The 23,076-nt window shown below is 66.4% G+C and carries 21 protein-coding genes; 13 read left to right on the top strand and 8 right to left on the bottom strand.

Annotation, left to right across the window (positions count from 1 at the left end; genetic code table 11):
- Positions 1 to 133 precede the first annotated feature (133 nt).
- The gene (locus NOF55_RS00390; RefSeq protein ID WP_306410157.1) at positions 134 to 595 is read left to right on the top strand and encodes an Lrp/AsnC family transcriptional regulator; all 462 of its coding nucleotides are present in this window, start codon (positions 134 to 136) and stop codon (positions 593 to 595) included.
- 19 nt (positions 596 to 614) lie between these two features.
- Here the strand turns inward: NOF55_RS00390 and phnX are convergent, their stop codons facing one another.
- The 3 genes from phnX to pdxR all read right to left on the bottom strand — a co-directional run bounded on the left by phnX (position 615) and on the right by pdxR (position 4,166).
- Entirely contained in the window at positions 615 to 1,391 is a 777-nt protein-coding gene (phnX, locus tag NOF55_RS00385; RefSeq protein ID WP_306409341.1) for a phosphonoacetaldehyde hydrolase, read from the bottom strand.
- Positions 1,388 to 2,518: a TIGR03364 family FAD-dependent oxidoreductase gene (locus NOF55_RS00380; RefSeq protein WP_306409340.1), complete on the bottom strand. Its 1,131-nt coding sequence runs from the start codon at positions 2,516 to 2,518 to the stop codon at positions 1,388 to 1,390. The genes phnX and NOF55_RS00380 overlap by 4 nt, the downstream gene beginning before the upstream one ends.
- A gap of 163 nt (positions 2,519 to 2,681) precedes the next feature.
- On the bottom strand, positions 2,682 to 4,166 hold the full coding sequence (gene pdxR / locus NOF55_RS00375; RefSeq protein WP_306409339.1) for a MocR-like pyridoxine biosynthesis transcription factor PdxR: 1,485 nt from the start codon (positions 4,164 to 4,166) through the stop codon (positions 2,682 to 2,684).
- Positions 4,167 to 4,387: 221 nt separating this feature from the next.
- Between pdxR and NOF55_RS00370 the strand changes: the two genes are divergently transcribed.
- The 6 genes from NOF55_RS00370 (at position 4,388) to NOF55_RS00345 (ending at position 11,410) form a co-directional block, all read left to right on the top strand.
- Positions 4,388 to 5,527 carry an extracellular solute-binding protein gene (locus tag NOF55_RS00370; protein WP_306409338.1) on the top strand — a complete coding sequence of 380 codons (1,140 nt, stop codon included), beginning with the start codon at positions 4,388 to 4,390 and terminating at the stop codon, positions 5,525 to 5,527.
- 112 nt (positions 5,528 to 5,639) lie between these two features.
- A complete protein-coding gene (locus NOF55_RS00365; RefSeq protein ID WP_306409337.1) occupies positions 5,640 to 6,746 on the top strand; it encodes an ABC transporter ATP-binding protein in 1,107 nt (368 codons plus the stop codon).
- Between the two features lie 8 nt (positions 6,747 to 6,754).
- A complete protein-coding gene (locus tag NOF55_RS00360; RefSeq protein WP_306409336.1) occupies positions 6,755 to 7,669 on the top strand; it encodes an ABC transporter permease in 915 nt (304 codons plus the stop codon).
- On the top strand, positions 7,666 to 9,024 hold the full coding sequence (locus NOF55_RS00355) for an ABC transporter permease (protein ID WP_306409335.1): 1,359 nt from the start codon (positions 7,666 to 7,668) through the stop codon (positions 9,022 to 9,024). The genes NOF55_RS00360 and NOF55_RS00355 overlap by 4 nt, the downstream gene beginning before the upstream one ends.
- An 88-nt stretch (positions 9,025 to 9,112) precedes the next feature.
- Positions 9,113 to 10,621, top strand: coding sequence for an alkaline phosphatase family protein (locus NOF55_RS00350; protein WP_306409334.1), 1,509 nt, complete (start codon positions 9,113 to 9,115; stop codon positions 10,619 to 10,621).
- Between the two features lie 105 nt (positions 10,622 to 10,726).
- Positions 10,727 to 11,410 carry a DsbA family protein gene (locus tag NOF55_RS00345; RefSeq protein WP_370868847.1) on the top strand — a complete coding sequence of 228 codons (684 nt, stop codon included), beginning with the start codon at positions 10,727 to 10,729 and terminating at the stop codon, positions 11,408 to 11,410.
- A 102-nt stretch (positions 11,411 to 11,512) separates the two neighbouring features.
- Here NOF55_RS00345 and NOF55_RS00340 read toward each other — a convergent pair whose 3' ends face one another.
- Positions 11,513 to 13,105 carry an isocitrate lyase gene (locus NOF55_RS00340; RefSeq protein WP_306409333.1) on the bottom strand — a complete coding sequence of 531 codons (1,593 nt, stop codon included), beginning with the start codon at positions 13,103 to 13,105 and terminating at the stop codon, positions 11,513 to 11,515.
- Between the two features lie 125 nt (positions 13,106 to 13,230).
- On the opposite strand from NOF55_RS00340, the gene NOF55_RS00335 reads away from it, so the two are divergent.
- The gene (locus NOF55_RS00335; protein ID WP_306409332.1) at positions 13,231 to 14,634 is read left to right on the top strand and encodes a helix-turn-helix domain-containing protein; all 1,404 of its coding nucleotides are present in this window, start codon (positions 13,231 to 13,233) and stop codon (positions 14,632 to 14,634) included.
- Here NOF55_RS00335 and NOF55_RS00330 read toward each other — a convergent pair.
- A complete protein-coding gene (locus tag NOF55_RS00330; RefSeq protein ID WP_306409331.1) occupies positions 14,592 to 15,548 on the bottom strand; it encodes a hydrogen peroxide-inducible genes activator in 957 nt (318 codons plus the stop codon). The genes NOF55_RS00335 and NOF55_RS00330 overlap by 43 nt on opposite strands.
- A 194-nt stretch (positions 15,549 to 15,742) precedes the next feature.
- Between NOF55_RS00330 and katG the strand changes: the two genes are divergently transcribed.
- Positions 15,743 to 17,917, top strand: a complete 2,175-nt coding sequence (katG, locus tag NOF55_RS00325; RefSeq protein WP_306409330.1) for a catalase/peroxidase HPI — start codon at positions 15,743 to 15,745, stop codon at positions 17,915 to 17,917.
- Positions 17,918 to 18,010: 93 nt separating this feature from the next.
- On the opposite strand, the gene NOF55_RS00320 is transcribed toward katG, so the two are convergent.
- Positions 18,011 to 19,036 carry a ketopantoate reductase family protein gene (locus NOF55_RS00320; protein WP_306409329.1) on the bottom strand — a complete coding sequence of 342 codons (1,026 nt, stop codon included), beginning with the start codon at positions 19,034 to 19,036 and terminating at the stop codon, positions 18,011 to 18,013.
- Positions 19,037 to 19,282: 246 nt separating this feature from the next.
- Here NOF55_RS00320 and NOF55_RS00315 point away from each other — a divergent pair, with 246 nt between their 5' ends.
- Positions 19,283 to 19,945 (top strand): DJ-1/PfpI family protein, encoded by a 663-nt coding sequence (locus tag NOF55_RS00315; RefSeq protein ID WP_306409328.1) that lies wholly within the window; start codon positions 19,283 to 19,285, stop codon positions 19,943 to 19,945.
- 33 nt (positions 19,946 to 19,978) lie between these two features.
- On the opposite strand, the gene NOF55_RS00310 is transcribed toward NOF55_RS00315, so the two are convergent.
- Positions 19,979 to 20,422 carry a PepSY-like domain-containing protein gene (locus NOF55_RS00310; protein WP_306409327.1) on the bottom strand — a complete coding sequence of 148 codons (444 nt, stop codon included), beginning with the start codon at positions 20,420 to 20,422 and terminating at the stop codon, positions 19,979 to 19,981.
- Positions 20,423 to 20,541: 119 nt separating this feature from the next.
- A complete protein-coding gene (locus NOF55_RS00305) occupies positions 20,542 to 21,216 on the bottom strand; it encodes a hypothetical protein (protein ID WP_306409326.1) in 675 nt (224 codons plus the stop codon).
- A 175-nt stretch (positions 21,217 to 21,391) separates the two neighbouring features.
- On the opposite strand from NOF55_RS00305, the gene NOF55_RS00300 reads away from it, so the two are divergent.
- From NOF55_RS00300 to NOF55_RS00290, 3 genes are read left to right on the top strand one after another with little or no spacing between them, the layout of a single operon-like run.
- A complete protein-coding gene (locus NOF55_RS00300) occupies positions 21,392 to 21,874 on the top strand; it encodes a MarR family winged helix-turn-helix transcriptional regulator (RefSeq protein WP_306409325.1) in 483 nt (160 codons plus the stop codon).
- Positions 21,875 to 21,885: 11 nt separating this feature from the next.
- On the top strand, positions 21,886 to 22,308 hold the full coding sequence (locus NOF55_RS00295) for a GlcG/HbpS family heme-binding protein (RefSeq protein ID WP_306409324.1): 423 nt from the start codon (positions 21,886 to 21,888) through the stop codon (positions 22,306 to 22,308).
- 35 nt (positions 22,309 to 22,343) lie between these two features.
- The gene (locus NOF55_RS00290) at positions 22,344 to 23,069 is read left to right on the top strand and encodes an SDR family oxidoreductase (RefSeq protein WP_306409323.1); all 726 of its coding nucleotides are present in this window, start codon (positions 22,344 to 22,346) and stop codon (positions 23,067 to 23,069) included.
- The last annotated feature ends 7 nt before the right edge of the window (positions 23,070 to 23,076 follow it).

Genomic DNA, 23,076 nt, shown 5'->3' with positions numbered 1-23,076 from the left:
CGATACCGCAGCTTTCCTGCGCCGGTGCATCATGGATCGAGAATAACCGATCCACGCAGAATGTCTGGACTTTGATTTGGTGATTTCCTATTCTCAATCACCATATTTTTCGATTATTGAAGGAATTTTCACCCTGGAACAGTCAAAAGAAGGTGAACTCGACCAGTTCGATATGAAGATCCTCGATACGGTCGCGGAAAACGGGCGGATTTCCGTCACCGAGCTTGCCGAAAAGGTCGGCCTTTCGAAGACGCCGGTGACGGCCCGGTTCAGGCGACTGATCGAGGACGGCTTCATTCTCGGCTTCCGGGCGGTGCTCAACACCCGCAAGCTCGGCCTCGATCACGTCGCCTTCGCGGAAGTCAAGCTGACCGACACGCGCGAGGACGCGCTTCAGGAGTTCAACCGGGCGGTCCGCAGGATCCGCGAGGTGGAGGAATGCCACATGATCGCCGGGCGTTTCGACTATCTGCTGAAGGTCAGGACGCAGAACATCCGCCGCTACCGGGAGGTGCTGGGCGAAAAGATTTCCAGCCTGCCGCATGTGGCCAGCACGTCGACCTCGGTCGTGATGCAATCGGTGAAGGAACTCTGACGCGCCTTCGGCCCGCCGCTCACTCCAGCGTTTGCAGAAGCGCCGGCAGATCGGCGACGGTTTCGAGCACGTGATCGGCGCCGGCGGCCTTCAGCTTGCCGGCGATCCTTTCGTGCAGGTTCCGGCGCGCGTCGGGCGAAAGTGCTGCAACCTCCTCCGGCGTCAGCCCCGCCTCGTTGCCGGAAAGCGTCAGGCCGACCGTCACGCAGCCGGCGGCGACGCCTTCGGCGATGCCCGGCTCGGTATCGTCCACTTTCAGCACCGCACCGGCCGGAAAGACCTCGAGATCGAGGAAGCACTTGTACATGCCGTAGGGCGTCGGGCGGCCATAGGGAAGGTCGTCGGCGCAGATCAGGTTGTCCGGCTCGTAGCCCTGTTCCTTCGCCAGCGGCAGTACCCGCTCCATGATCGAGCGGGTATAGCCGGTGGTCGAGCCGATCTTCATGCCCTTGCCGCGACAATAGCGGACAGCCTCCAGGGCGCCGGGAATGAGCGTGCAATAATCCGTCACGACCTTCTCGTTGAGCGGAACGAACAGCGCGTAGACGGCGTCGATCGCCACCTCGTCCGGGGCGCTGCCCTGCGCCGCCGTCCAGCGCGCTGCGATCGCCGGATCGGCCAGCATGGCCGCGATATGGGCGCGCTTCGGCAGGCCCATCGGCTTGCGGGCGTCGGCGATGGAGGTTTCGACGCCGAACCGGGCGAAGGTTTCCACGAAGGCCCCCATCGGCGCGAAGGAACCGAAATCGATCATGGTTCCGGCCCAGTCGAAAATAGCGGCCTTGAAGCGGGTCATGAGGCATCTCCATAAAGGTCGGCGATGGTTTCCTCGCCGATGGCGAAGGCGGTGGATGCGCCGCAGCCGGCGGTGACGACGCTGATGCGCACGGCATCAGAGGGCCTGTCGGTGAAGCGCCAGCGGTCCGGCGCGGAGGCATAGGTGCCGACCCAGCGTTCGGTGACGGTGCGGCTGGGCAGATCGAGAACGGCGTCGAACTCGTCGAGAATGAGCCGGTCGACCGCCTCGCTCGCGAAGGGATCGGGCGTCGGCGCATAATGGTGACTGTCGCCGACCACGAAGGAGCCGTCCGCCGACTGGGTGACGATCAGGTGGATGCCATTCTGGCGATGAGCCGTCCATTCCGCGTCGAGACGGGCCTTGAGCGCCTGCGCCTCCGGCAGAAGGGAATAGCCGAGATAGCGGCCGAGCCCCAGATCGGACTGGACCGCGGTCCGGAAGGACACGGGCGCGGCGGGTTTCACGCGCAGCATCTGGAGCTTGCAGCGGGTGGGGCCGTAGGCGGCGATGCGCCCGGGAAAGAGGCCATTGAAATCGTCGCCGGCGCAGACGACGGCCGCCTCGGCCTCGACGATGCCGGCGGGCGTCTCGATTACGGGCGGCGCGACCGACGTGACGCTGGTCTGCCAGCGGTAGTCCACCCCGTAGCGTTCGGCGAGGTACTTCGCCACGAGTGGGATCGCCGTCCGCGATTCGACGCGGATCTCGTGCGGGCTGTAGAGCGCTGTGGCAACGGCCTCCCGGCGCAGCGCCGGCACGAAGTCGAGCGCCTCCGGATAGTCGATCCTGCGGCATTGCTCGCCCATCGGCGTCTTCAGGAAGGCGTCGATCACCGCTTCCGATTCCGACAGGCGGGCGGTGAGAACCAGACCGTTGAGCAGGACCGGGATCTTCGCCGCGGCGGCGACCTCGGCCCAGACATCCCGCGCCCGGCGGGCCTTTTCCCAGCAATCGCCGGCTTCCTGGCCGGTGACGGTCACGAAGCCGAAATTGCGCACCGAAGCGCCGTTCGCCTGCACGTCGCGCTCGAGGACGACGACGCGCTTGCCGCGCCGTGCCGCAGCCAGCGCATGCGCCAGACCGACAATGCCGGCGCCGACCACGGCGAGATCGTAGTGAGTCATTCGCGATGTCCTGCTTCACGTGCGTCCGGCACGGCCGTCCACCGTCTGACGGTTTACAGGCACAGCCGGACGAGGCCAAGCGCAAGGCGGGGGCATCGGCCTCTGGCCCCACCAATTCTCAGGCGTGGCACCAGCATCGGCATCGCCCGGGCCGTCGCCCGGATCAGGCGCGGGCTTCCTCCACCGCCTCCGCCAGCAGCGCGATGCCCGACCCGATCCGTTCGCGCGCGATGGCCGCGAAACCCATGCGGATGCGGTTCAGCGGCGGGTTGTCGCGCAGGTAGCAGACGTCGCCGGGCTCGACCAGAACCCCCTTTTTCGCGGCGATGGCGGAAAGCCGGCGCGCATCCATGCCCTTCGGCAACGTCACCCAGAGCCCGGAGCCGCCGGTCGTCATCGTCACGTCGCAATCGGGCAGGCGTTTGGCCATCTCCTGGAGGATGGTCTTCCAGCGCTGGGCCAGATCGCTGCGCTGGCGGCGGATATGGGTGTCGAAATGCCCGTCGGCGAAGAAGATCGCCATCGCCCTCTGGTCGAGGGCGGACGGGTGGCGGCACATCAGGCGACGCAGCACCCGCAGCTCCTCCATCAGCGGACGCGGCGCGACGATGAAGCCGAGGCGCAGCCCCGGAAAGAGCGGCTTGGAAAGGCTGCCGACATGCAGCACGCGGCCGCTGACGTCGAGGCTCTTCAAGGCCGGCCGCTGCTTGCCGACGAAGTTCAGCTCGCTCTCGTAATCGTCCTCCACGATCAAGAAATCGTGTTCCTCCGCCGCCGCCAGAAGCTGGAGGCGGCGTTCCAGCGTCATGGTGACGTTGGTCGGCGACTGGTGCCCCGGCGTGACGCAGACCAGTTCGCAGCCGGCGAGATCCTCCGTCACCCGCATGCCGTTGCCGTCCACGGCCTGCGGTTTCAGCCGCGCGCCGCGCGACAGGAAGATGTTGCGCGAATCCGGATAGCCGGGCTCCTCGATGCCGACCCGCGTCCCCTCGCGGCACAGGAGCGTCGCGGCCAGGAAAAGCGCGTGCTGGGCGCCGACGGTGATCAGCACCTCCGACGGGTCGGCGCGGAAGCCGCGCTTGGGCAGGATGCGGCGGATGATCTGGTCGATGAGCATGGGATCGTCGGCATCGATGAGATCGGCGGCCCAGTTGCCGACATGCTCGGCGGTGCCGGCCTGGCGGATGCAGTCGCGCCAGCGGCTGACCGAGGTGCGGTCGGGAATAAGCTGGCCGTAGATGAACGGATAGGCGTAGAGCCGCCAGTCGGTGGGCTTCACCATCATGCGCTGCGCCTTGTAGCTCATGGTGATGCGGGCGCCGTAGTCGATCGGCCGGCCGGTCAGCGGGAAAAGCGCCGCGCCGCCGGTTTCGGGCTTCAGGTTGAGCTGTTCGCGCACGTAGCGCTCGTCGATGAAATAGCCGCGCCGCTTCACCGGCTTCAGGTAGCCGTCCTCCGCCAGCCGCTCGTAGACGAGGCTGATCGTGTTGCGCGCGACGCCGAGGTCGCGGGCGAGGATGCGCGTCGCCGGCAGCGGCTCGTGCGACGGCAGGGTCCCGGCCAATATGGCCTCGATGATGCGTTCCTGGATCTGCTGCTGCAATTTTCGACCGGGGTCGAGAGGGACCGAGAAAAAATGTTCCAGCATCGCCGCCCCGTTTCAAAACCGCATCCAGCCTATTGCCTTCGGGCGGCGGCTGTCCAGCCGTTCTGGCTCCATAGTTTTAAGTCCGTGGCTCTACGGCGCGGCGCGACGCCGGAAATAGGCTTTCATCAGGTGTCCGCACGACCGGGACAAGGTTCGGCAGGACGCACGAAACGGCATCAGACAAACGATAATCGGCAAACAGCCGCAGCAAGGGGAATACGATGTCTCACTCCATTCTTTCCAGACCGTTCGGCCGCCGGACGCTGCTGAAATCCACCGCCGCGGCCGGCGCAGGCCTTGCCATGCCCGCCATCATCGGTTCCTCCGCGCTCGCCTCCTCCGGCGAGATCAACATCATGATGTGGTCGGACTATCTGCCGGAAAGCTTCACCAAGGCATTCACCGACCAGACGGGCATCAAGATCAACTTCACCGGCATCGGCTCCAACGACGAAATCCTCAACAAGATGAAGGCCACGAACGGCCAGGGCTTCGACATCGTCACGCCGACCGTCAACCGCAATCCGCTGTGGGCGGACCTCGATCTCCTCCAGCCCTTCGACATGAACCGCGTCGCGATCGAGAAGGTCAACCCGGCGATGGCGCTCGGCGAAAGCCACTGGAACTTCGGCGGCAAGGGCGTCCACTGGCTGCCGCACATCTGGGGCACGGAAGGCGTCGCCTGGCGCACGGACGCCTTCACGCCCGCCGGCGAGTTCCCGAGCTACTACGACGTCTGGGAAGAAGCCAATGCCGGCAGGACGATGGGCCGCGGCCATTCGATGATGCTCGGCCTCGGGCTCGGCATGGAGCGGCGCGGCGACATGGAGCCCGGCTCGGTCTGGGAAGCCTACAAGGACGAGGACAAGATGAAGGAGGTCTGGGGCAAGATCACCGAGACCGCCATCGCCAAGAAGAAGAACATCAAGCTGTTGTGGAACGATGCGGACGGCCAGAAGAACGGTCTCCTGAACGAGGGCGTCATCGTCGGGCAGACCTGGGACGGCCCGCCGATCGCGCTCAAGACCGCCGGCGAGCCGGTCATGTACCGCGCGCCGGTCGAAGGCGCGCTGGCCTGGGTGGACGGTCTTTCCCTGCCGGTCGGCGCGAAGAACATAGACCAGGTCTATGCCTTCATCGAAGCCGCCTACGATGCGAAGCTCGCCGGCGAGGCGATCCAGACGCATGGCTACAATTCGCCGGTCATCGGCGCCGACCAGTTCGGCGGCGAGATCTATGCGAAGAACTTCGCCGACGCCTATCCGGGCGAGGCGCTTTCCAGGCTCAATGCCTGGCCGGCGGAAATGCCCTGGTACGTGACGGCCCGCACCGAGTTCGTCAATCGGTTCCTGAGCGCCTGATCCCCTGCCGCATGCGGCCCGGCAGGACGCGCGCCGTCCTGCCGGCGACGAGACAGGACGCACCCGGTGACGCCGGGGGCCGTCCCCCATCATCGCATTGTCACGAGGCAGCATGACCAGCAGCAAAGACATCGTGCTCGATCACGTGTCCATCCGTTTCGGCTCCTACACGGCGGTGGACAACGCTTTCCTGACCATCAGGGGCGGCGAATTCTTCTCCTTCCTCGGCCCCTCCGGCTGTGGCAAGACCACGCTCCTGCGCTGCATTTCCGGCTTCGTCGATCCGACGGAAGGCCGCGTCATGATCGGCGGCAGGGACATGCGCAATGTCGGCCCCAACAGGCGCCCGACCGCGCTGATCTTCCAGAACCTCGCGCTCTTTCCGCTGATGAGCGTCGCCGACAACATCGCCTTTCCGCTGGAAGTGCGCGGCATCGGCAGGAAGGAGCGCCGCCGGCGCGCCGACGAGCTTCTCGACATGATCGCGCTGCCGGGCACCGGCGACAAGAAGGTCCACGAGCTTTCCGGCGGCCAGCGCCAGCGCGTGGCGATCGCCCGGGCGCTGGCGGTCGAGCCGGATATCCTGCTTCTCGACGAGCCCCTTTCCGCGCTGGACCTGAAATTGCGCCAGCACATGCGCACGGAACTGCGCACCATCCAGCAGCGGGTCGGCCTGACCTTCATCTACATCACCCACGACCAGGGCGAGGCGCTCACCATGTCCGACCGGGTGGCGGTGATGAACACCGGCGTCATCGAGCAGGTCGACGCGCCGGAAGCGATCTACAACCGCCCGAGGACGGCGTTCGTCGCCTCCTTCGTCGGCGAGAACAACGCCATCCCCGGCACGGTCCGCGGCCAGGACGGCGGCATCGCCACGCTCGATACGCCGGTCGGGGTGCTGAGCGGCATCGCCGCCGGCGGGCGCCACTACAAGGCGGGCGATTCCTGCATCCTCTTCGTGCGGCCCGAACGGCTCGTCCTCGGCACGGCGTCGGCGGACGGCGCCAACCGCATTTCCGGCACGCTGGAGAAGGAAGAATTCGAAGGCAATATCCGCATCGCCTTCGTGCGGGTCGGCGAGTTCGTGCTGAAGCTTTCCCGCGTCAATGACGGTCTCGCCGCCCCGCTCGCCTCCGGCGCGCCGGTCACGCTGGATTTCCAGGCGGCCGACGCCGCCGTGCTTCCCGTCTCCAGCATGGCCGAGGTGGACGCATGAGGGCGGCGATGACGGCCGGATGGCGGGAATTTACCGGGCGCCACGGTATCGGCGTCGCGCTTTTCGTCGGTCTCGGCGTCGGCTTCTGGGTGCTTTTCCTGATCGCCCTGCCGCAGATCGCCATGTTCGACTTCTCGCTGCGCCACAATCTGCCGCGCGCCGAACTCGGCGGCCCGAACGACGTCTACACGCTGTCGAACTATGCCGCCTTCTTTCGCACCTCGGGCGGGCAGGCCAACTGGCTCGACATGGGCGTGCTGTTCAAGACCATCGTCGCGGCGGTGTTCGTGACGATCATCGACGTGCTGATCTGCTATCCGATCGCCTACATCCTCGCCCATTCGGCCCGCGGCGTCGCCGCCCGGCTGATGGTGATCGGCCTGATCGTGCCGTTCTGGGTGAACGAGATCCTGCGCGCCTTCGCCTTCCGGGTGATCTTCGGCGCGACCGGGGTCATCAACGGCGTCGGCATGGGAATGGGCCTGTGGGATACGCCCGTCGACTTCATCCGCGCCGACGTGGCGCTCTATTCCGGCCTGACATACGCCTATATCCTGCTGATGATCTTTCCGATCTACAATGCCGTCGAGGCGCTCGACCGCAACCAGATCGAGGCGGCGCGCGACATGGGCGCGAGCTGGTGGCGCGTCCACTGGCGCGTCGTCCTGCCGATGGCCAAGCCCGGCATCGCATCGGGCGCGACGATGGTCTTCATGCTGACGGCGGGCGCGCTCGCCGCGCCGCAGATCCTCGGCGGCCCCTCCAACCTCTGGTTCACCCAGGTCATCTACCAGTGGTTCAACGATGCCGGCGACTGGCAGCGCGGCTCTGCCTACGCCACCATCCTGCTGGTGTCGTGCATGCTGTTCGTGATGCTGGCGATGCGGGTGTTCAAGGTGTCGATAGGAGCGATCGGACGATGAGCAGCGCTTCCAGAAGCACCGGCGGCGGCCTTTTCGCGATCGGCTATACGCTCCTCTTCTTCACCTTCCTGTTCGGCCCGCTGATCATCATGGTGGTCACGGCCTTCAACTCCTCCTCCTTTCCGCGCATCCTGCCGTGGGAATGCTTCACCACCGACTGGTTCGGCGCGCTGATCCGCGACCAGCGCCTGATGTCCGGCCTGTGGACCAGCGTCATCCTCGGCATCGGCGTCGTCGCCATCGCCGTGCCGCTGGGACTGGCCGGGGCGCTGGCCCTTTCCGAGGTCAGCCCGCGCCTGCGCCCGGCCCTTTACGGCATCCTCATCATCCCGATCCTCGTGCCCGGCGTGGTGCTCGGCATTTCGACCATCGTCTTCTGGGGCGGGGTCGGCCGCGCCTTCGGCTCCGGCTACAGCGGCATCTTCTACAACGGCATGTTCCTGACTCTCGCCGGACAGGTCACATTCATAGCCGCCTATGCGATGCTGGTCTTCATGGCCCGCCTCCAGCGCTTCGACCCAACGCTGACGGAGGCCGCGCTCGATCTCGGCGCAACGCCGGGGCAGGCGTTCCGCAGGATATTACTGCCGTTCCTCGGCCCAGCCATCGCTTCCGCCGCCTTCATGGCGCTGCTCGCCTCCTTCGAGAACTACAACACCACCGTCTTCACCATTCTCTCCGGCAACACCTTCACGACGGCGCTCGCCTCGAAGGTGCGCCTCGGCACCGACCCGTCGCTGTCGGCGCTCGCCGTCATCATCATCGCCGTCACGCTGATCGGCGCCATGATCAACGAGGCGCACAGCCGCCGGCAGGAACTGCTGCGCAGCGGCCGGGCCTCGAAATCGCGGCTCTACGCCAATCCGGTCACGCGCTGGCTGACCCATCCCGCCGGTGTCGGCATCGTTCTGATCGCCGCTGCCGCCGCGCTCGTCCATGCCGGCAGCCAGCACGATTCGCGGGCCTGCCAGGCCGATCTCATCGAGCAGAAGCGGCAGGTGCAGGAACGGCTTCTGGAAGAACAGCGCCAGCGCATCGAGGAGCAGCGCCGCCTGCAACAGCAGACCGCTCCGGCCGCACCCGCGGGGCCTTCCGCCAACCCCTCGCCCTTCGGCGGCGCGTTCAACCCCGGCACCATCGCCCCGGGCACCGCGCCTGCTCCCGCCGCGCCCGCACCGCCGCCGGCCCCTTCCGCCAATCCGTCCCCGTTCGGCGACGCCTTCAACCCGGGAAGCCTCGCGCCGGGCGCTTCCGGCCCGCCACCGGCACTACCGCCGCCCGAGCCGCCGCCATCGGCCAACCCTTCCCCCTTCGGCGGCGCCTTCGATCCCGGCACGTTGCGGCCGAACCCCTAGTTTTTTTACGCATTCCCATTCCGTTCATCCCGTCGCAACACGCACGAGGCATGGTGCGCGTCGCGACCGTTTCCCGGAGGGCCCCGCCATGAAAGCCAACATCCTGCTGATCACCGCCGACCAGTGGCGGGGCGATTGCGTTTCCGCGCTCGGGCATCCGGCGGTGCGGACCCCGGCGCTCGACGCGCTGGCGGCGCAGGGCACGCTTTTTGCCCGCCACTATGCCGGGGCGGCTCCCTGTTCGCCCGCCCGCGCCTCGATCTATACCGGGCTCTACCAGATGAACCACCGGGTCTGCCGCAACGGCTCGCCGCTCGACGCCCGCTTCGACACGGTGGCGCTGGCCGCGCGCCGCGCCGGCTACGATCCGACGCTGTTCGGCTATACGGATACCGCGCCCGATCCGCGCGGCATGCCGGAAAACGACCCGCACCTGACGACCTATGAAGGCGTGCTGCCCGGCTTCACGGTCCGGCGGCTGCTGCCGGAGCATGAAAAGCCGTGGAGGTCCTGGCTGGCCGCACGGGGCACCGATCTCGACCCCGCCCTTCCACACGGCCCCGCCGATGCGCCGGCCGGCACCATCGGCGCGCCGCCCGCCTATGGCGCGGACGAAACGCAGACCGCCTTTCTGGTCGACGAATTCCTGACCTGGGAGGCGGAACAGGACAGGCCGTGGTTCGCGCATGTCTCGTTCCTGCGCCCGCATCCGCCCTTTACCGTCCCCGAACCCTATAACAGCATGTTCCGCCCGTCGGACGGCCCGGCGCCGCCGCGGGCGAGAAGCCATGCGGAGGAAATCGCCGCGCATCCCTTCCTCGCCTACGAGTGGCCGCGCCAGACGAAATCGAGCTTCATGGCGGGCACGACCGGCCGGGTGAGCGACTGGACGGCGGAGGACCTCGCCGCGATCCGCGCCGTCTATTACGGCATGATCGCCGAGGTGGACGCCCAGGTCGGGCGGCTGTTCGAAACGCTCAAGGCCCGCGGCGCATGGGAGAACACCATCGTCATCCTGACTTCGGACCACGCGGAAATGATGGGCGACCACTGGGCGCTCGGCAAGGGCGGCTTCTTCGACGGCAGCTACCATATTCCGCTGGTCATCCGCGATCCGGCGCGGCCCGGCGGCGCGGGGCAGGTCGTGCGCCGCTTCACCTCGGCGGCGGACCTGATGCCGACGGTGTGCGAACGGATCGGCGTCGCGCCGCAGAACCACGTCGACGGCGCCTCGCTCCTGCCTTTCCTCGAAGGCGAGAACCCGCCGCTCTGGCGCGACGCGGCCTTCTTCGAATACGATTTCCGCGACGTGGAAACGGGCCAAGCCGAAGCGTATTTCGGCCTGGAGTCCACCTTGTGCAACCTCTCGGTCATCCGCGACGAGCGGTTCAAATATGTCCACTTCGCAGGGCTGCCGCCGGTGCTGTTCGATCTGGAGCGCGATCCGGACGAGCTGGAGAACTGCGCCGAAGACCCCTATTACCTGAAAATCCGCCTCGCCTATGCCGAAAAGCTGCTGTCGCTGCGCGCCCGCCACCTCGACCAGACGCTGGCGCTGACCACGCTGACGGAAGAGGGCGTCGTCGGCAGGCGCTGACATCCGGCCCGAAGCCGTTTACAATGGAGCATCGAGCGAATGCGATGACGGGCCGGCCCGGTCTTCGTGTCGAGGCTGTCGGCGTCGGAACAGCGAGAGATTTTCATGTCCCGCACAATCGTCATTGTCGGCAACGGGACCATGCCCGCCTTCGCGGCATCGGCCATCGATGATGGCGATCTGGTGATCCGCTTCAACGATTGCCGCTCCTACGGCAGCGCCGGCACACGCACCGATGTCGTCGCCGTGTGCAACACCGGACGCCCGGCCCGGGCGATGATCGGCGGAACGGCCTGGAAGACCCATCCGGCAGTCCGCGCGGCGGCGTCCCTCTGGTGCGTGCGCGACGGCGGCAAGTTTCGCGCGCTGCGCGGCAAACTTGCCGAAAGCCACCCCGATCTCGGCGATTTCTGCGACGACCTGACCGCCGGCTTCGCGGATTTCGCCGCGGAAACCGGCAAGGCCTTCTCCTCGATCCCGCGCCGTTATCACGACCGGCTCGACGCCGATCTTTCCCGGTTCGGCGCCGAGGGATATGTCGTACCCAGTTCCGGCCTGCTGACCATCGCCTATGTCCTCGGCGAGATCGCGAGGCCGCAGGATACGGTCCGGCTGGCGGGTTTCGACCATCGGGGATGGGACGGGCACCCCTTCGATGCGGAACAGCGACTTGTCGAGACGCTGGTTTGCGGAGGCCGGCTGTCGCGCCTTTCGCCGCCGGCGCAGCGGCTTTTCAGCGCCTCAGCGCGAACGCTGCCCGGTAGCCGGCGCCAGCGGCGCCTGCCGTGAGGAATGCGCCGGCAAGGCGGGTTCACCGATCAAAAACGCCACCGCTCCCGCGGTGGCGTCTCCACGGCCCGGACAGCCGGGCCACCTCCTGCGCAGCGTTTCTCAGGCCGCGAACTGGTTCATGGTGTTGTGCGCGCCGCCGGCCTTGAGCGCCGCCTCGCCGGCGAAATATTCCTTGTGGTCGTCGCCGAGGTCGGAGCCGGCCATGTTCTGGTGCCTGACGCAGGCGATGCCCTGGCGGATTTCCTTGCGCTGGACGCCGGCGACATAGCCGAGCATGCCCTGATCGCCGAAATACTCCCGGGCAAGATTGTCGGTCGACAGCGCCGCGGTGTGGTAGGTCGGCAGCGTGATCAGGTGATGGAAGATGCCGGCGCGCTTCGAGGCGTCACGCTGGAAGGTGCGGATCTTCTCGTCGGCTTCGGCGGCCAGTTCGGTCTCGTCGTAGTCGGCGCTCATCAGCTTCGCGCGGTCATAGGCCGAAACGTCCCTGCCGGCTTCCTTCCAGGCGTCGAACACCTGCTGGCGGAAGTTCAGCGTCCAGTTGAACGAAGGCGAGTTGTTATAGACCAGCTTGGCGTTCGGAATGACCTCGCGGACGCGGTCGACCATGCCGGCGATCTGCTCGATATGCGGCTTCTCGGTCTCGATCCACAGAAGGTCGGCGCCGTTTTCCAGCGCATTGATGCAATCGAGAACGCAGCGGTCGGCGCCGGTGCCTTCGCGGAACTGGAAGAGGTTGGAGCGCAACCGCTTCGGCTTGAGGACCTTGCCGCCGCGGGTGATGAGGACCTCGCCGTTGAGGTTCTCGCCCGGCCGGACCTCCTCCGCGTCGAGGAATGCATTGTAGCGGTCGCCGATATCGCCTTCCTGCGCGGAAAAGGCGATCTGCTTGGTGAGGCCGGCGCCGAGACTGTCCGTGCGGGCGACGATGATGCCGTCGTCGACGCCGAGTTCGAGGAAGGCGTAGCGCAGCGCGCGGATCTTGGCGACGAATTCCTCATGCGGAACCGTGACCTTGCCGTCCTGATGGCCGCACTGCTTTTCGTCGGAAACCTGGTTCTCGATCTGGAGCGCGCAGGCGCCGGCCTCGATCATCTTCCGGGCGAGAAGATAGGTGGCCTCCGCATTGCCGAAACCGGCGTCGATATCGGCAATGACCGGAACGACATGGGTCTGGAAATTGTCGACCTGGGACTGGATCTGCGCCGCCTTGACCTGATCGCCGCTCTCGCGGGCCTTGTCGAGATCGCGGAACAGCCCGCCCAGCTCGCGGGCGTCGGCCTGGCGCAGGAAGGTGTAGAGTTCCTCGATCAACGCCGGAACGGAGGTCTTCTCGTGCATGGACTGGTCCGGCAGCGGGCCGAATTCGGAACGCAGCGCCGCGACCATCCAGCCGGAAAGATAAAGGTAGCGGCGGTCGGTGGAATTGAAGTGCTTCTTGATCGAGATGATCTTCTGCTGGCCGATGAAGCCGTGCCAGCAGCCGAGCGACTGGGTGTACTTCGACGGATCGGCGTCATAGGCGGCCATGTCGCGGCGCATGATGCCGGCGGTGTATTTCGCGATGTCGAGACCCGTCTGGAAACGGTTCTGGAGACGCATGCGGGCGACGGCCTCCGCCGTGATGCCCGACCACTTCGGATTGCCCTCGATGAGTTTTCCGGCTTCCTGAATGAGAGACTGATACGACATGTTTCCTCCTGAACGTCGCTCGTTGCGTTACGCGATCGATAGCGCCGCCCGCAGGAGGCGGGGAGTCCCTTCGGTGTGCAGTTGTATAACTTTACAAATATTCCTTGTAATGTTGTAATGTCCTTATGGAAAAGCAGGGCGTCTATCTCGGACCGCGCCTCCGGCGGCTTCGGAGGGATCTCGGCCTGACGCAGGCCCACATGGCGGCGGACCTGGAGATTTCGCCGTCCTATATCGCCCTGATGGAGCGCAACCAGCGCCCCGTCACGGCGGAGACGCTGCTGCGTCTGGCGAAGGCCTACAAGATCGATTTCTCGGATTTCACCGAGGATGCCGGCGCCGGCATTGCCGGCCGTCTGGAAGGCGTCATGCGCGATCCGATCTTTCAGGACATCGACGTCCTGCCGCTGGAAATCGCCGATGTCGTTCACAGCTTTCCGGCCTTCGCGGAGGCGATGCTGCGCCTGCATACCGCCTACCGGGAAGAACAGTTCGCCCTTGCCGACCGCGGACAGGGTGCGTCCGATGGCGACGGCGGCGCGCAGGGCGATCCGGTTACGGCCGTGCGCACCTTTCTGGCGGCGCGGCGCAACTTCTTTCCCGTTCTCGATGCGGCGTCCGAAAGGCTTTCGGCGAAGATCGCCGAGGCCGGGGGCCTGGCCGGCTTCATCCAGCAGAAGCACCAGCTTCGGGTCCGGCGCCTTCCCCCGGACGTGATGACGGGTTCCCTGCGGCGGCTGGACTGGCACCGCAAGGAATTGCTTCTCGACGATACGCTGGATATGGCGAGCCAGAATTTCCAGCTCGCCCAGCAGCTTGCCTATCTGGAACTCTACACCGAGATCCGGGCTGCCGCTGAGGAAGGCAATTTCCGCAACGAGAACGCCCGCCGTCTGGCGCAGCGCTCGCTGGCGGCCTATTGCGCGGCGGCGATGCTCATGCCCTATGCCGCCTTCGCCCGGGCGGTGGAAAGCCGCCACTACGATATCGAGGCGCTGGGGCGGCAGTTCGGAACGAGCTTCGAGCAGACCGCCCACCGGCTGACGACGCTGCAAAAGCCGGGACAGGAGCGCATTCCGTTCTTCTTCATTCGCGTCGATGCGGCGGGCAATGTGTCGAAACGCCTGAACGGCGGCAGCTTCCCCTTCGCCCGCCACGGCGGCGGCTGTCCGCTGTGGAGCGTCCACACGGTGTTCCAGACGCCGCGCCGGCTGGTCACGCAATGGCTGGAACTGCCGGACGGCCAGCGCTTCTTTTCCATCGCCCGCACGGTCAGTTCCGGCGGCGGCGCCTTCGGGGTGGCGAGCGTCGAGCGGGCCGTGGCGCTGGTCTGCGAGGCGCATTTTGCCGAAAGGCTCGTTTATGCGCGCCATCAGCCGAAACCGGCGGCGCCGACGCCGATCGGCATCGCCTGCCGCATCTGTCATCGCATGAACTGCACGGCGCGCTCCGAGCCGCCCATCGGCCGCCAGATCCTGCCGGACGACTATCGCAGGACGGATGTGCCGTTCGGTTTCTCGGATTCCTGATGCGCGGGGGCCGGCGGACGGCTGGCGGCCATGCCCGACTGGCGGACGATGCCGGCGATCCGTTCGAGCTGCTCGGCGAGCGGATTGGTCTTGCGCCAGACCATGCCGATGGTGCGCGACGGCCGCGCGTGCGGCAGGCGGACGATCGAGACCGGCGCCGAGCGCGTTTCGACCGGCACCGCCATTTGCGGAATGAGCGTGACGCCGATGCCGGCGCTCACCATCTGCACGAGCGTCGACAGGGAGCTTCCCTCCATCAGGTCGCGCGGCAGGGACGACGACATCCGGCAGAAGGAAATCGCCTGGTCGCGGAAGCAATGCCCTTCCTCGAGCAATAGCAGCCGCATCTCGTGCAGCATTTCCGGGTTGGGAACCGGCTTGTCGGCATCTTCCAGCGGACGCACCAGAACGAATTCCTCGTCGAACAGGCTGACCTCCGTCAGCGAGGCTTCCGAAACGGGAAGGGCGACGATGGCGGCGTCGAGCTTCGCCTCCAGCAGATCCTCGATCAGCTTCTGCGTGACGGCCTCGCGCGGGTGCAGGTCGAGCCCAGGATAATGCAGCGCCAGGTCCTTGATGATGACCGGCAGCAGATAGGGCGCGACCGTCGGGATCACGCCGATCCTGAACCGCCCGGCCATCGGCCCCTGAAAGGCGCGCGCCAGATCGCCCAGCTCGTCGATGGCGCGCAGGATGCCGCGGGTGCGCAGGGCGAATTCCTCGCCGAGCCCGGTCAGGCGGACCTTGCGGACGCTGCGTTCGACGAGCGGCGCGCCGACGATTTCCTCCAGTTCCTTGATCTGCACGGAAAGGGCCGGCTGCGTAACCGAGCAGTCCTCGGCGGCGCGACCGAAGTGGCCGTGGCGGGCCAGGGCGTCGAAATAGCGCAGATGTCGGATCGATGGGGTTATCATTAGATTTCATTATCGTAATGGTTAGAAAATGCAATTATTAATTATCGAAGTTCTTTGCTACCACTCCCTGCGATCGGGCAGGTGGAATTGTCCTGCCTCAACAGGCGCCCCGCCTCGCCACGTTATGGTGAACGGGTGGGAGTATTCCGTTCGCATCGGCCGATATGGCCAAAACTGAACCTGGAGAGATGAAGATGGGTGAAAACAGCGTGAACTCAATCGGCAAGTGTCCCGTCATGCACGGCGGCAACACGGCGAGCGGCACGTCCGTCATGGACTGGTGGCCGAACGCCCTGAACCTCGATATCCTGCACCAGCACGATACGAAGACCAATCCGATGGGGCCGGGTTTCAACTATCGCGAAGAGCTGAAGAAGCTCGACATCGAGGCGCTGAAGTCGGACCTGCGCGCGCTGATGACCGACAGCCAGGACTGGTGGCCGGCCGACTGGGGCCATTACGGCGGCATGTTCGTGCGCGTGGCCTGGCATTCCGCCGGCTCCTACCGTCTGGCTGACGGACGCGGCGGCGGCGGCACCGGCAACCAGCGTTTCGCGCCGCTGAACTCCTGGCCGGACAATGTGAACACCGACAAGGGCCGCCGCCTGCTGTGGCCGATCAAGAAGAAGTACGGCAACAAGATCAGCTGGGCCGACCTGATCATCCTGTCCGGCACCATCGCCTACGAGACGATGGGCCTGAAGACCTTCGGCTTCGCCTTCGGGCGCGAGGATATCTGGCATCCCGAAAAGGACGTCTACTGGGGCTCCGAAAAGGAATGGCTCGCGCCGAGCGACAACCGCTATGAGAGCGTCGAGAACCCCGCGACGCTGGAAAACCCGCTGGCCGCCGTGCAGATGGGCCTGATCTACGTCAACCCCGAGGGCGTGAACGGCAATCCCGATCCGCTCAAGACCGCCGCGCAGATGCGCGAGACCTTCGCCCGCATGGCGATGGACGACGAGGAAACCGTGGCGCTGACCGCAGGCGGCCACACGGTGGGCAAGACGCACGGCAACGGCGACGCCAGCCTTCTCAGCGCCGATCCCGAAGCGGCGGGCGTCGAGGACCAGGGTCTCGGCTGGTTCAACAAGACGCAGCGCGGCATCGGCCGCGACACCGTCGTGAGCGGGCTGGAAGGCGCCTGGACCACCCATCCCACCCAATGGGACAACGGCTTCTTCGACATGCTGTTCAACCATGAATGGGAGCTGCGCAAGAGCCCGGCCGGCGCATGGCAGTGGGAACCGGTCTACATCAGCGAAGAGGACAAGCCGGCCGACGTCGAGGACCCGGCAATCCGCCACAACCCGATGATGACCGATGCCGACATGGCGCTGAAGGTGGACCCGATCTACCGGGAAATCGCGCTGCGGTTCAAGAACGACCACGCCTATTTTTCAGAGGTCTTCGCCCGCGCCTGGTTCAAGCTGACCCACCGCGACATGGGACCGAAGGCCCGCTATTTCGGCCCCGACGTTCCGGCGGAAGACCTGATCTGGCAGGACCCGGTTCCCGCCGGCAGGACGGATTATGACGTCGACGCCGTCAAGGCGAAGATCGCCGGCAGCGGCCTTACGCTCGAAGAACTGGTCTCCACCGCCTGGGACAGCGCCCGCACCTTCCGCGGTTCGGACATGCGCGGCGGCGCAAACGGCGCCCGCATCCGCCTCGCCCCGCAGAAGGACTGGGAAGGCAACGAGCCGGAACGTCTCGCCAGGGTCCTTTCGGTTCTGGAAGGCATCGCCGCCGAAACCGGCGCCAGCATTGCCGATGTCATCGTTCTGGGCGGCAATGTCGGCATCGAGCGGGCTATCGCGGCCGCCGGCCTCGACGTCAAGGTGCCCTTCGCGCCGGGTCGCGGCGATGCCACCGACGAACAGACCGATGCCGCCTCCTTCGACGCGCTGGAGCCGATCCATGACGGCTATCGCAACTGGCTGAAGAAGGACTACGCCGTCAGCGCGGAAGAGCTGCTGCTCGACCGTACCCAGCTTCTCGGCCTGACCGCGGCCGAAATGACCGTCCTGGTCGGCGGCTTGCGCGTTCTCGGCACCAATCACGGCGGCACGAAGCATGGTGTCTTCACCAACCGCGAGGGTGTCCTGACGACCGACTTCTTCGTCAACCTGACCGACATGGCCAACACCTGGAACCCGGCCGGCAACGGCCTCTACGAGATCCGCGACCGCAAGACCGGCGCGGTGAAGTGGACGGCCACCCGCGTCGATCTGGTCTTCGGCTCGAACTCCATCCTGCGGGCCTATGCCGAGGTCTACGCCCAGGACGACAACAGGGAGAAGTTCGTCACGGACTTCGTTGCCGCCTGGACCAAGGTCATGAACGCGGATCGCTTCGATCTGGTCTGATTGCAATCCGTCCCCGCGCGGCCTTCCGGCTGCGCGGGGGTCTTCCGTTTGTGCCGTCCGCGAAAAGACGGGCTTGTCATGGCCCGGAAGACGTCAGTCTCCGGCCGGCGGGTGCGGCCGCAAGGTGGCGGGATCGTCGACGAGCGACCGCAAGGTGTCGAAGGAAAGCAGGGCCGGGAAACCGGCCTTTCGCGTTGCCAGCCCTGCCGCGATCTGGGCGGCCTCGTTGTGGGGCGTGGGAATGCCGTGCAGCCGTCCGAGAAGCACGATTTCGCCGTTGAGATAATCGACCTCGCTCGACGCGCCGCGCACGAAACTCTGCCACGTCGATTGCTGTCCACCCTCGATGCCGCTGTTTTCGGCCTTCCGCCAGTTCGCAAGGCTGATCTTGCGCTCGGACGGCGACGCCAGAGAATAGCCAGCCGCCTCGAGCACCGTCTTCGCCTCCTCGACCAACGCTGCGCCGAAAGCGGTTCGCTCCGCCTCGGGGCCGTCGAACAGGTCGAGCACGTTGCGGACATTGTGAAGAAGCTTGGCGGCCTTCCAGCGCCGCACATCCGCGCTCGTTTCGGCAATGTAATCCGCCCGGGCGAGATCGCCGACGATCCGCTCGGCCGTTTCGTCCGTGCCGCGCGGAAACCGGCCGAGGGTCACGACACCGACCTGCGGATCGCCGGCGACGGCGATCCTGCCGGTTTCGGTGAACCGTGCCGGCGTCAGCAGGCTCGCCCCATAGACATGGGCGAAGGTTCTGAGCGCGATCGTCTCCGTCGCCAGCCCGTTCTGGAAGGTGACGAGCGGCAGGCGCGACGCGGTGAGCGCAGGCGCATCCCCGACCGGCCGCCAGGCCCAGAAGGCGAGCGCCTCGGCCGCATCCTGCGCCTTGACCGTGAGCAGCAGCACGTCATCCGCCGCCAGCGCCGGCGGCGCGGCGGTGTCGAAGGCGTTCAGCCGGATCTGCCGCGTTCCGGACGGCCGCTGATAGGTCAGTCCATGCTCGACGATATGCCGGATCTGCGCGCCGCGGCCGACGAGGGCATAGCCGATCCCGGCCGATTCGAACTGCGCGGCCAGCGTCGCCCCGACGGCCCCCGCTCCGATGACGATATATCGTGTCATGCTCTTCTTCCTGAACCACCGGTGAACCCGGCAGGCTTCGCGCATCTGCGGCCGCGTCCACCGGGAGATGACGGCATGTTAGGCAGCACCGGGCGCCCGGAGAAGACAGATCATTCCCATTCCACGGCTCCGGCGGGAATTTTCCGGGCCTGCGGACCCGGGGGGAACGCCAAAGCGCTCCCGGAACCGGATATGGACGGCTTGCCGGCATGATGATAGCGGAAGAACACCAACGGGAGCACAGTCATGACCGCCGCATCCGATCCCCTTGCCGAACGCTTCGAAGCGGGCCGCACCATAAAGGTCGGCATCCTCCTCTTTCCCGAGGTCGAAGTGCTCGATTTTGCCGGCCCGTTCGAGGTCTTTTCCGTCGCTTCGCGCGTCGCCCAACGGAATCCGGACAGGAACGCGCCCGCTTTCGACGTCTCGACGGTCGCCGCCCGGCGGGAAAACGTGATCGCCCGGCATGGCCTCACGGTCGAGCCGCGCCACGGTTTCGCGGAGGCGCCGCCGTTCGACCTGTTCGTGGTGCCCGGAGGCGTCGTGACGCAACCGCTGAACGATGCCGGAACGCTTGCCTATGTACGCGCCGCCAGCGGGCAGGCGTTGCTGACGGCCTCGGTCTGCACCGGCGCGTTCGTCCTTGCCCGGATCGGCTTGCTCGATGGCCGGCGCGCGACGACCCACTGGGAGGATATTCCCGATCTCCGCACCGCCTTTCCGGCGGTCGCGGTGATCGACGATGTGCCCTACATCGACGAGGGCGCCATCGTCACCTCCGCCGGAATTTCCGCCGGCATCGGCATGAGCCTGCATCTGGTGGCCCGTATCGGCGGCGAGGCGCTGGCGCGGGCCACGGCCCGCCAGATGCAGTTCGACTGGGAACCGGCCCCGCTCCCCGGATCGTGAACCGTCAGCCCCGGGGAACGGGGCCGCGTCCGGTCAATCGTCGACGTCGAATTCGATCAGCTGGCCGTCGGCGGTGAATTCGGCATCGAATTCGCGTCCATTGGCAAGCCGGCCATCGATCTCGATCCGGCCGTTGTGCTCGAACTCGATCTTCTCTACCCGGGCATCCGCCGGAAAGGAACTGTTCGACTGCACCGCTTCCGGGATCAGCGAGCGGATTTCGGCAATCGGGAACAGCCCGCGGCCCCTCGCCTCCACTTCCTCGATTTCACCGTTGCGATCCAGTTCGATCTCGACCCGCGTGCCGCCGGGCAGAGTGCCGTGAATCTTGCGGCCGTAATCCGCGTGCCGCTTCCCGTGGACCTGGACGTCGGTGAGGCCGAGCGCACTCACCGCCGGGGGAAGGTCCTGCGCGGCCGAAAGGCCGGGGACAGCAAGGGCGGCGGCGACGGCGGCAGTCATGAGGAGGTGTTTCATCGTGTCTGTTCTCTCGGATATTCCATGTGAAGACCAACCGGACGTCTCGTCCGGCATGCACTTCCAGATTGATATAGGCGGCCGGCATTTCAAGGGAAGCGCGTGCGACAATCCGCCGCTCAACTCTCGTCCGTGCTGCGCCGTCCGCCGAGCCCGAGGCCCATCCCCATGCCGCCGCCTCCGCCCATGCCGCCGCCTCCTCCTCCGCCGCCGCCACCAGAGCCGCCGCCGCCCTCGCCCCGGCTGCTGCCTTTGGCGCCGCCGCCCTGCTGGCGCGCCGGCCCCTGAAGCGGGATCACGACACCCGGCGGCACCGGCCCGAGATCGAGCGCCTTGCGGATGAAGTCGCGTAGCGAGACCACCAGTTCGCCGGTGCGGATCGGCTGCCCCGTGGCCATGTCGGACGCCGCCTTCGCCGCAAGCCTGACCTGGTCTTCGGTCCCCAGCAGGATGATATCCGACAGCGCCGCCTCGACCGCATCGCGGATTCGCCTTGCCCGCTCCGATCCGGCCGGCCCGGCTTCCACCTCCTCCGCCTCCTGCGCGCGCAGCCGCAGGTCGCGCAGATGGGTGGGATCGACGATCAGCTCGCCGGTGAAGGAACCGCCCAGCACCTTGTAGGCGGCGATCAGCGTGCGCAGGCGCTCGTTGATCTGCCGGTTCATCCGCTGCTGGCGCTGCTGGATGGTCAACATCATCACGACGCGAATGCCCACGCCGATGAGCGTCACCATCACCAGACCGAGAAGCGTGGTCATGATCCCCTGCCAGGAACTGAAATCCAGAAAACGCATCGAAACCTCACCTTCAGCCGTGTCGCCGCCTTGCCGACCTTCGCGGTTCTCCACCACTACAACGAACCGTGACTTTTCATAATCCCGCAAACGCGCAAAAGTCGCCTAGGCGTCCCTTGACTTTCTCTCATCGAAACCATTTATCTGCCTAGGCAGATAAATCGGATGCAAGGCCATGTCGCTTCCTGAAAATCCCCACCCCTCGCCGGACGGCGCCGATTACCACCCCCAGCACAATATCGGGCGGGCCCTGATCGATGCGGCCGCCATCATGACGGCGGCGGTGGACCGGCGCGCACGCTCCTTCGGCATCAGCGGCGCGCAGTGGATCGTACTGATCCGCATCGGCGGCGGCCTCGCCGCCACGGCAAGCGATCTCTGCCGCAGTCTCGGCAAGGACAGCGGCGCGATGACGCGGATGCTCGACCGGCTGGAGCGGCAAGGCCTCGTCCGGCGCCTGCCCTCGCCGGAGGACGGCCGGGCGGCCCGCCTCGAACTGACGCCCGCCGGCGAGGCGCTCTATCCCGCCATCCGCCCCATCGCCTCCGAGGTGATCGCCGGGCACCTGCGCGGCTTCTCCGCCGAAGAGAGCGCACAATTCCTGGAATTTCTGGAGCGCGTCATCGCCAATGGCGCGTCCCCACCACCCGAACCGTGAGAGAGAGCGAAATGCAGGACCATCCGACCATTACCCATGCCGAACTGACGCTGACGGCGGCGCAGGCGCTGATCGCGCACGGACAGGGGATCGCATCGGCGCGCGGCATGGCGCTGAGCCTCGCCGTCGTCGACCGTTCCGGCCATCTGCTGGCCTTCGCGCGCATGGACGGCGCAGCGCTCGTGACGATCGACGTCGCGATCGGCAAGGCGCGGACGGCGGCCTTCCTCAAGGCGCCGTCGAAACTGTTCGAAGACATGATCAACGGCGGAACGCCCTCGATGGCCACGACACCGGGGCTGCTGCCGCTGCAAGGCGGGATGCCGGTGCTGGTCGACGGCGCGGTGGCCGGCGCCGTCGGCGTCAGCGGTTCGTCCGGCGATGGCGATCAGGCCGTCGCCGCCGAGCTTGCCGGCGCCCTTGCCGCGGCATGACCCTTTCGACGGGATGACACAGAAGGAAGAATGAGATGGACCTCAGGGACAAGACCATCGTCGTGATCGGCGGCACCTCGGGTTTCGGCAGGGCCACCGCGCAGGTGGTCGCCGGCCTGGGCGCGAAGCTGATCCTGACCGGCCGCGACGACGGCAAGCTCGCCCGCTGCGTCGAGGAGTTCACCGCGGCCGGGCATGTGGCGCAAAGCCATGTGCTGGATGCCGCCGACGAGGCATCGGTCGACGGCTTCTTCGGCCGGATCGAGCGTTTCGACCATCTCGTCTCGATGGCGGGCGGCTTCATGGGCGGCGGCTTTCTCGATGCCGATTTCGCCACGATCCGCCGGGCGGTCGAGGAAAAGCTCTTCGCCAATCTGCGCATCGCCCGCGCCGCCGCGCCGAAAGTGGCCGAGGGCGGCAGCCTGACCTTCACCGCCGGCTCGGGCGGACGACCGCACAATGCCTCCGGCGCGATCATCGGCAACGATGCGGTGCGGACGATGGTGCAGGGTCTGGCAGCCGAACTGGCTCCCAGGGCGCGGGTGAACGCCGTCGCGCCGACATGGACCCCGACCCCGCTCTGGCGCCATATGGCACCGGCCGAGGTCGAGGCGACACGGCAGAATTTCGCCCGCTCGATTCCACTGGGCCGCACGGCGGAAATCGAGGAGGTTTCGATGGCCTACGTGTTCCTGATGCAATGCGGCTTCATCACCGGACAGACGATCACCGTGGACGGTGGCCTGACGCTGGTCAGCTAAAGCATTT

Source organism: Ectorhizobium quercum (assembly GCF_026552795.1).
Classification (GTDB): Bacteria; Pseudomonadota; Alphaproteobacteria; order Rhizobiales; family Rhizobiaceae; genus Ectorhizobium; species Ectorhizobium quercum.
The sequence above is the reverse complement of the archived record's forward strand: the minus strand, read 5'-3'. Positions and strand labels throughout refer to the sequence as shown.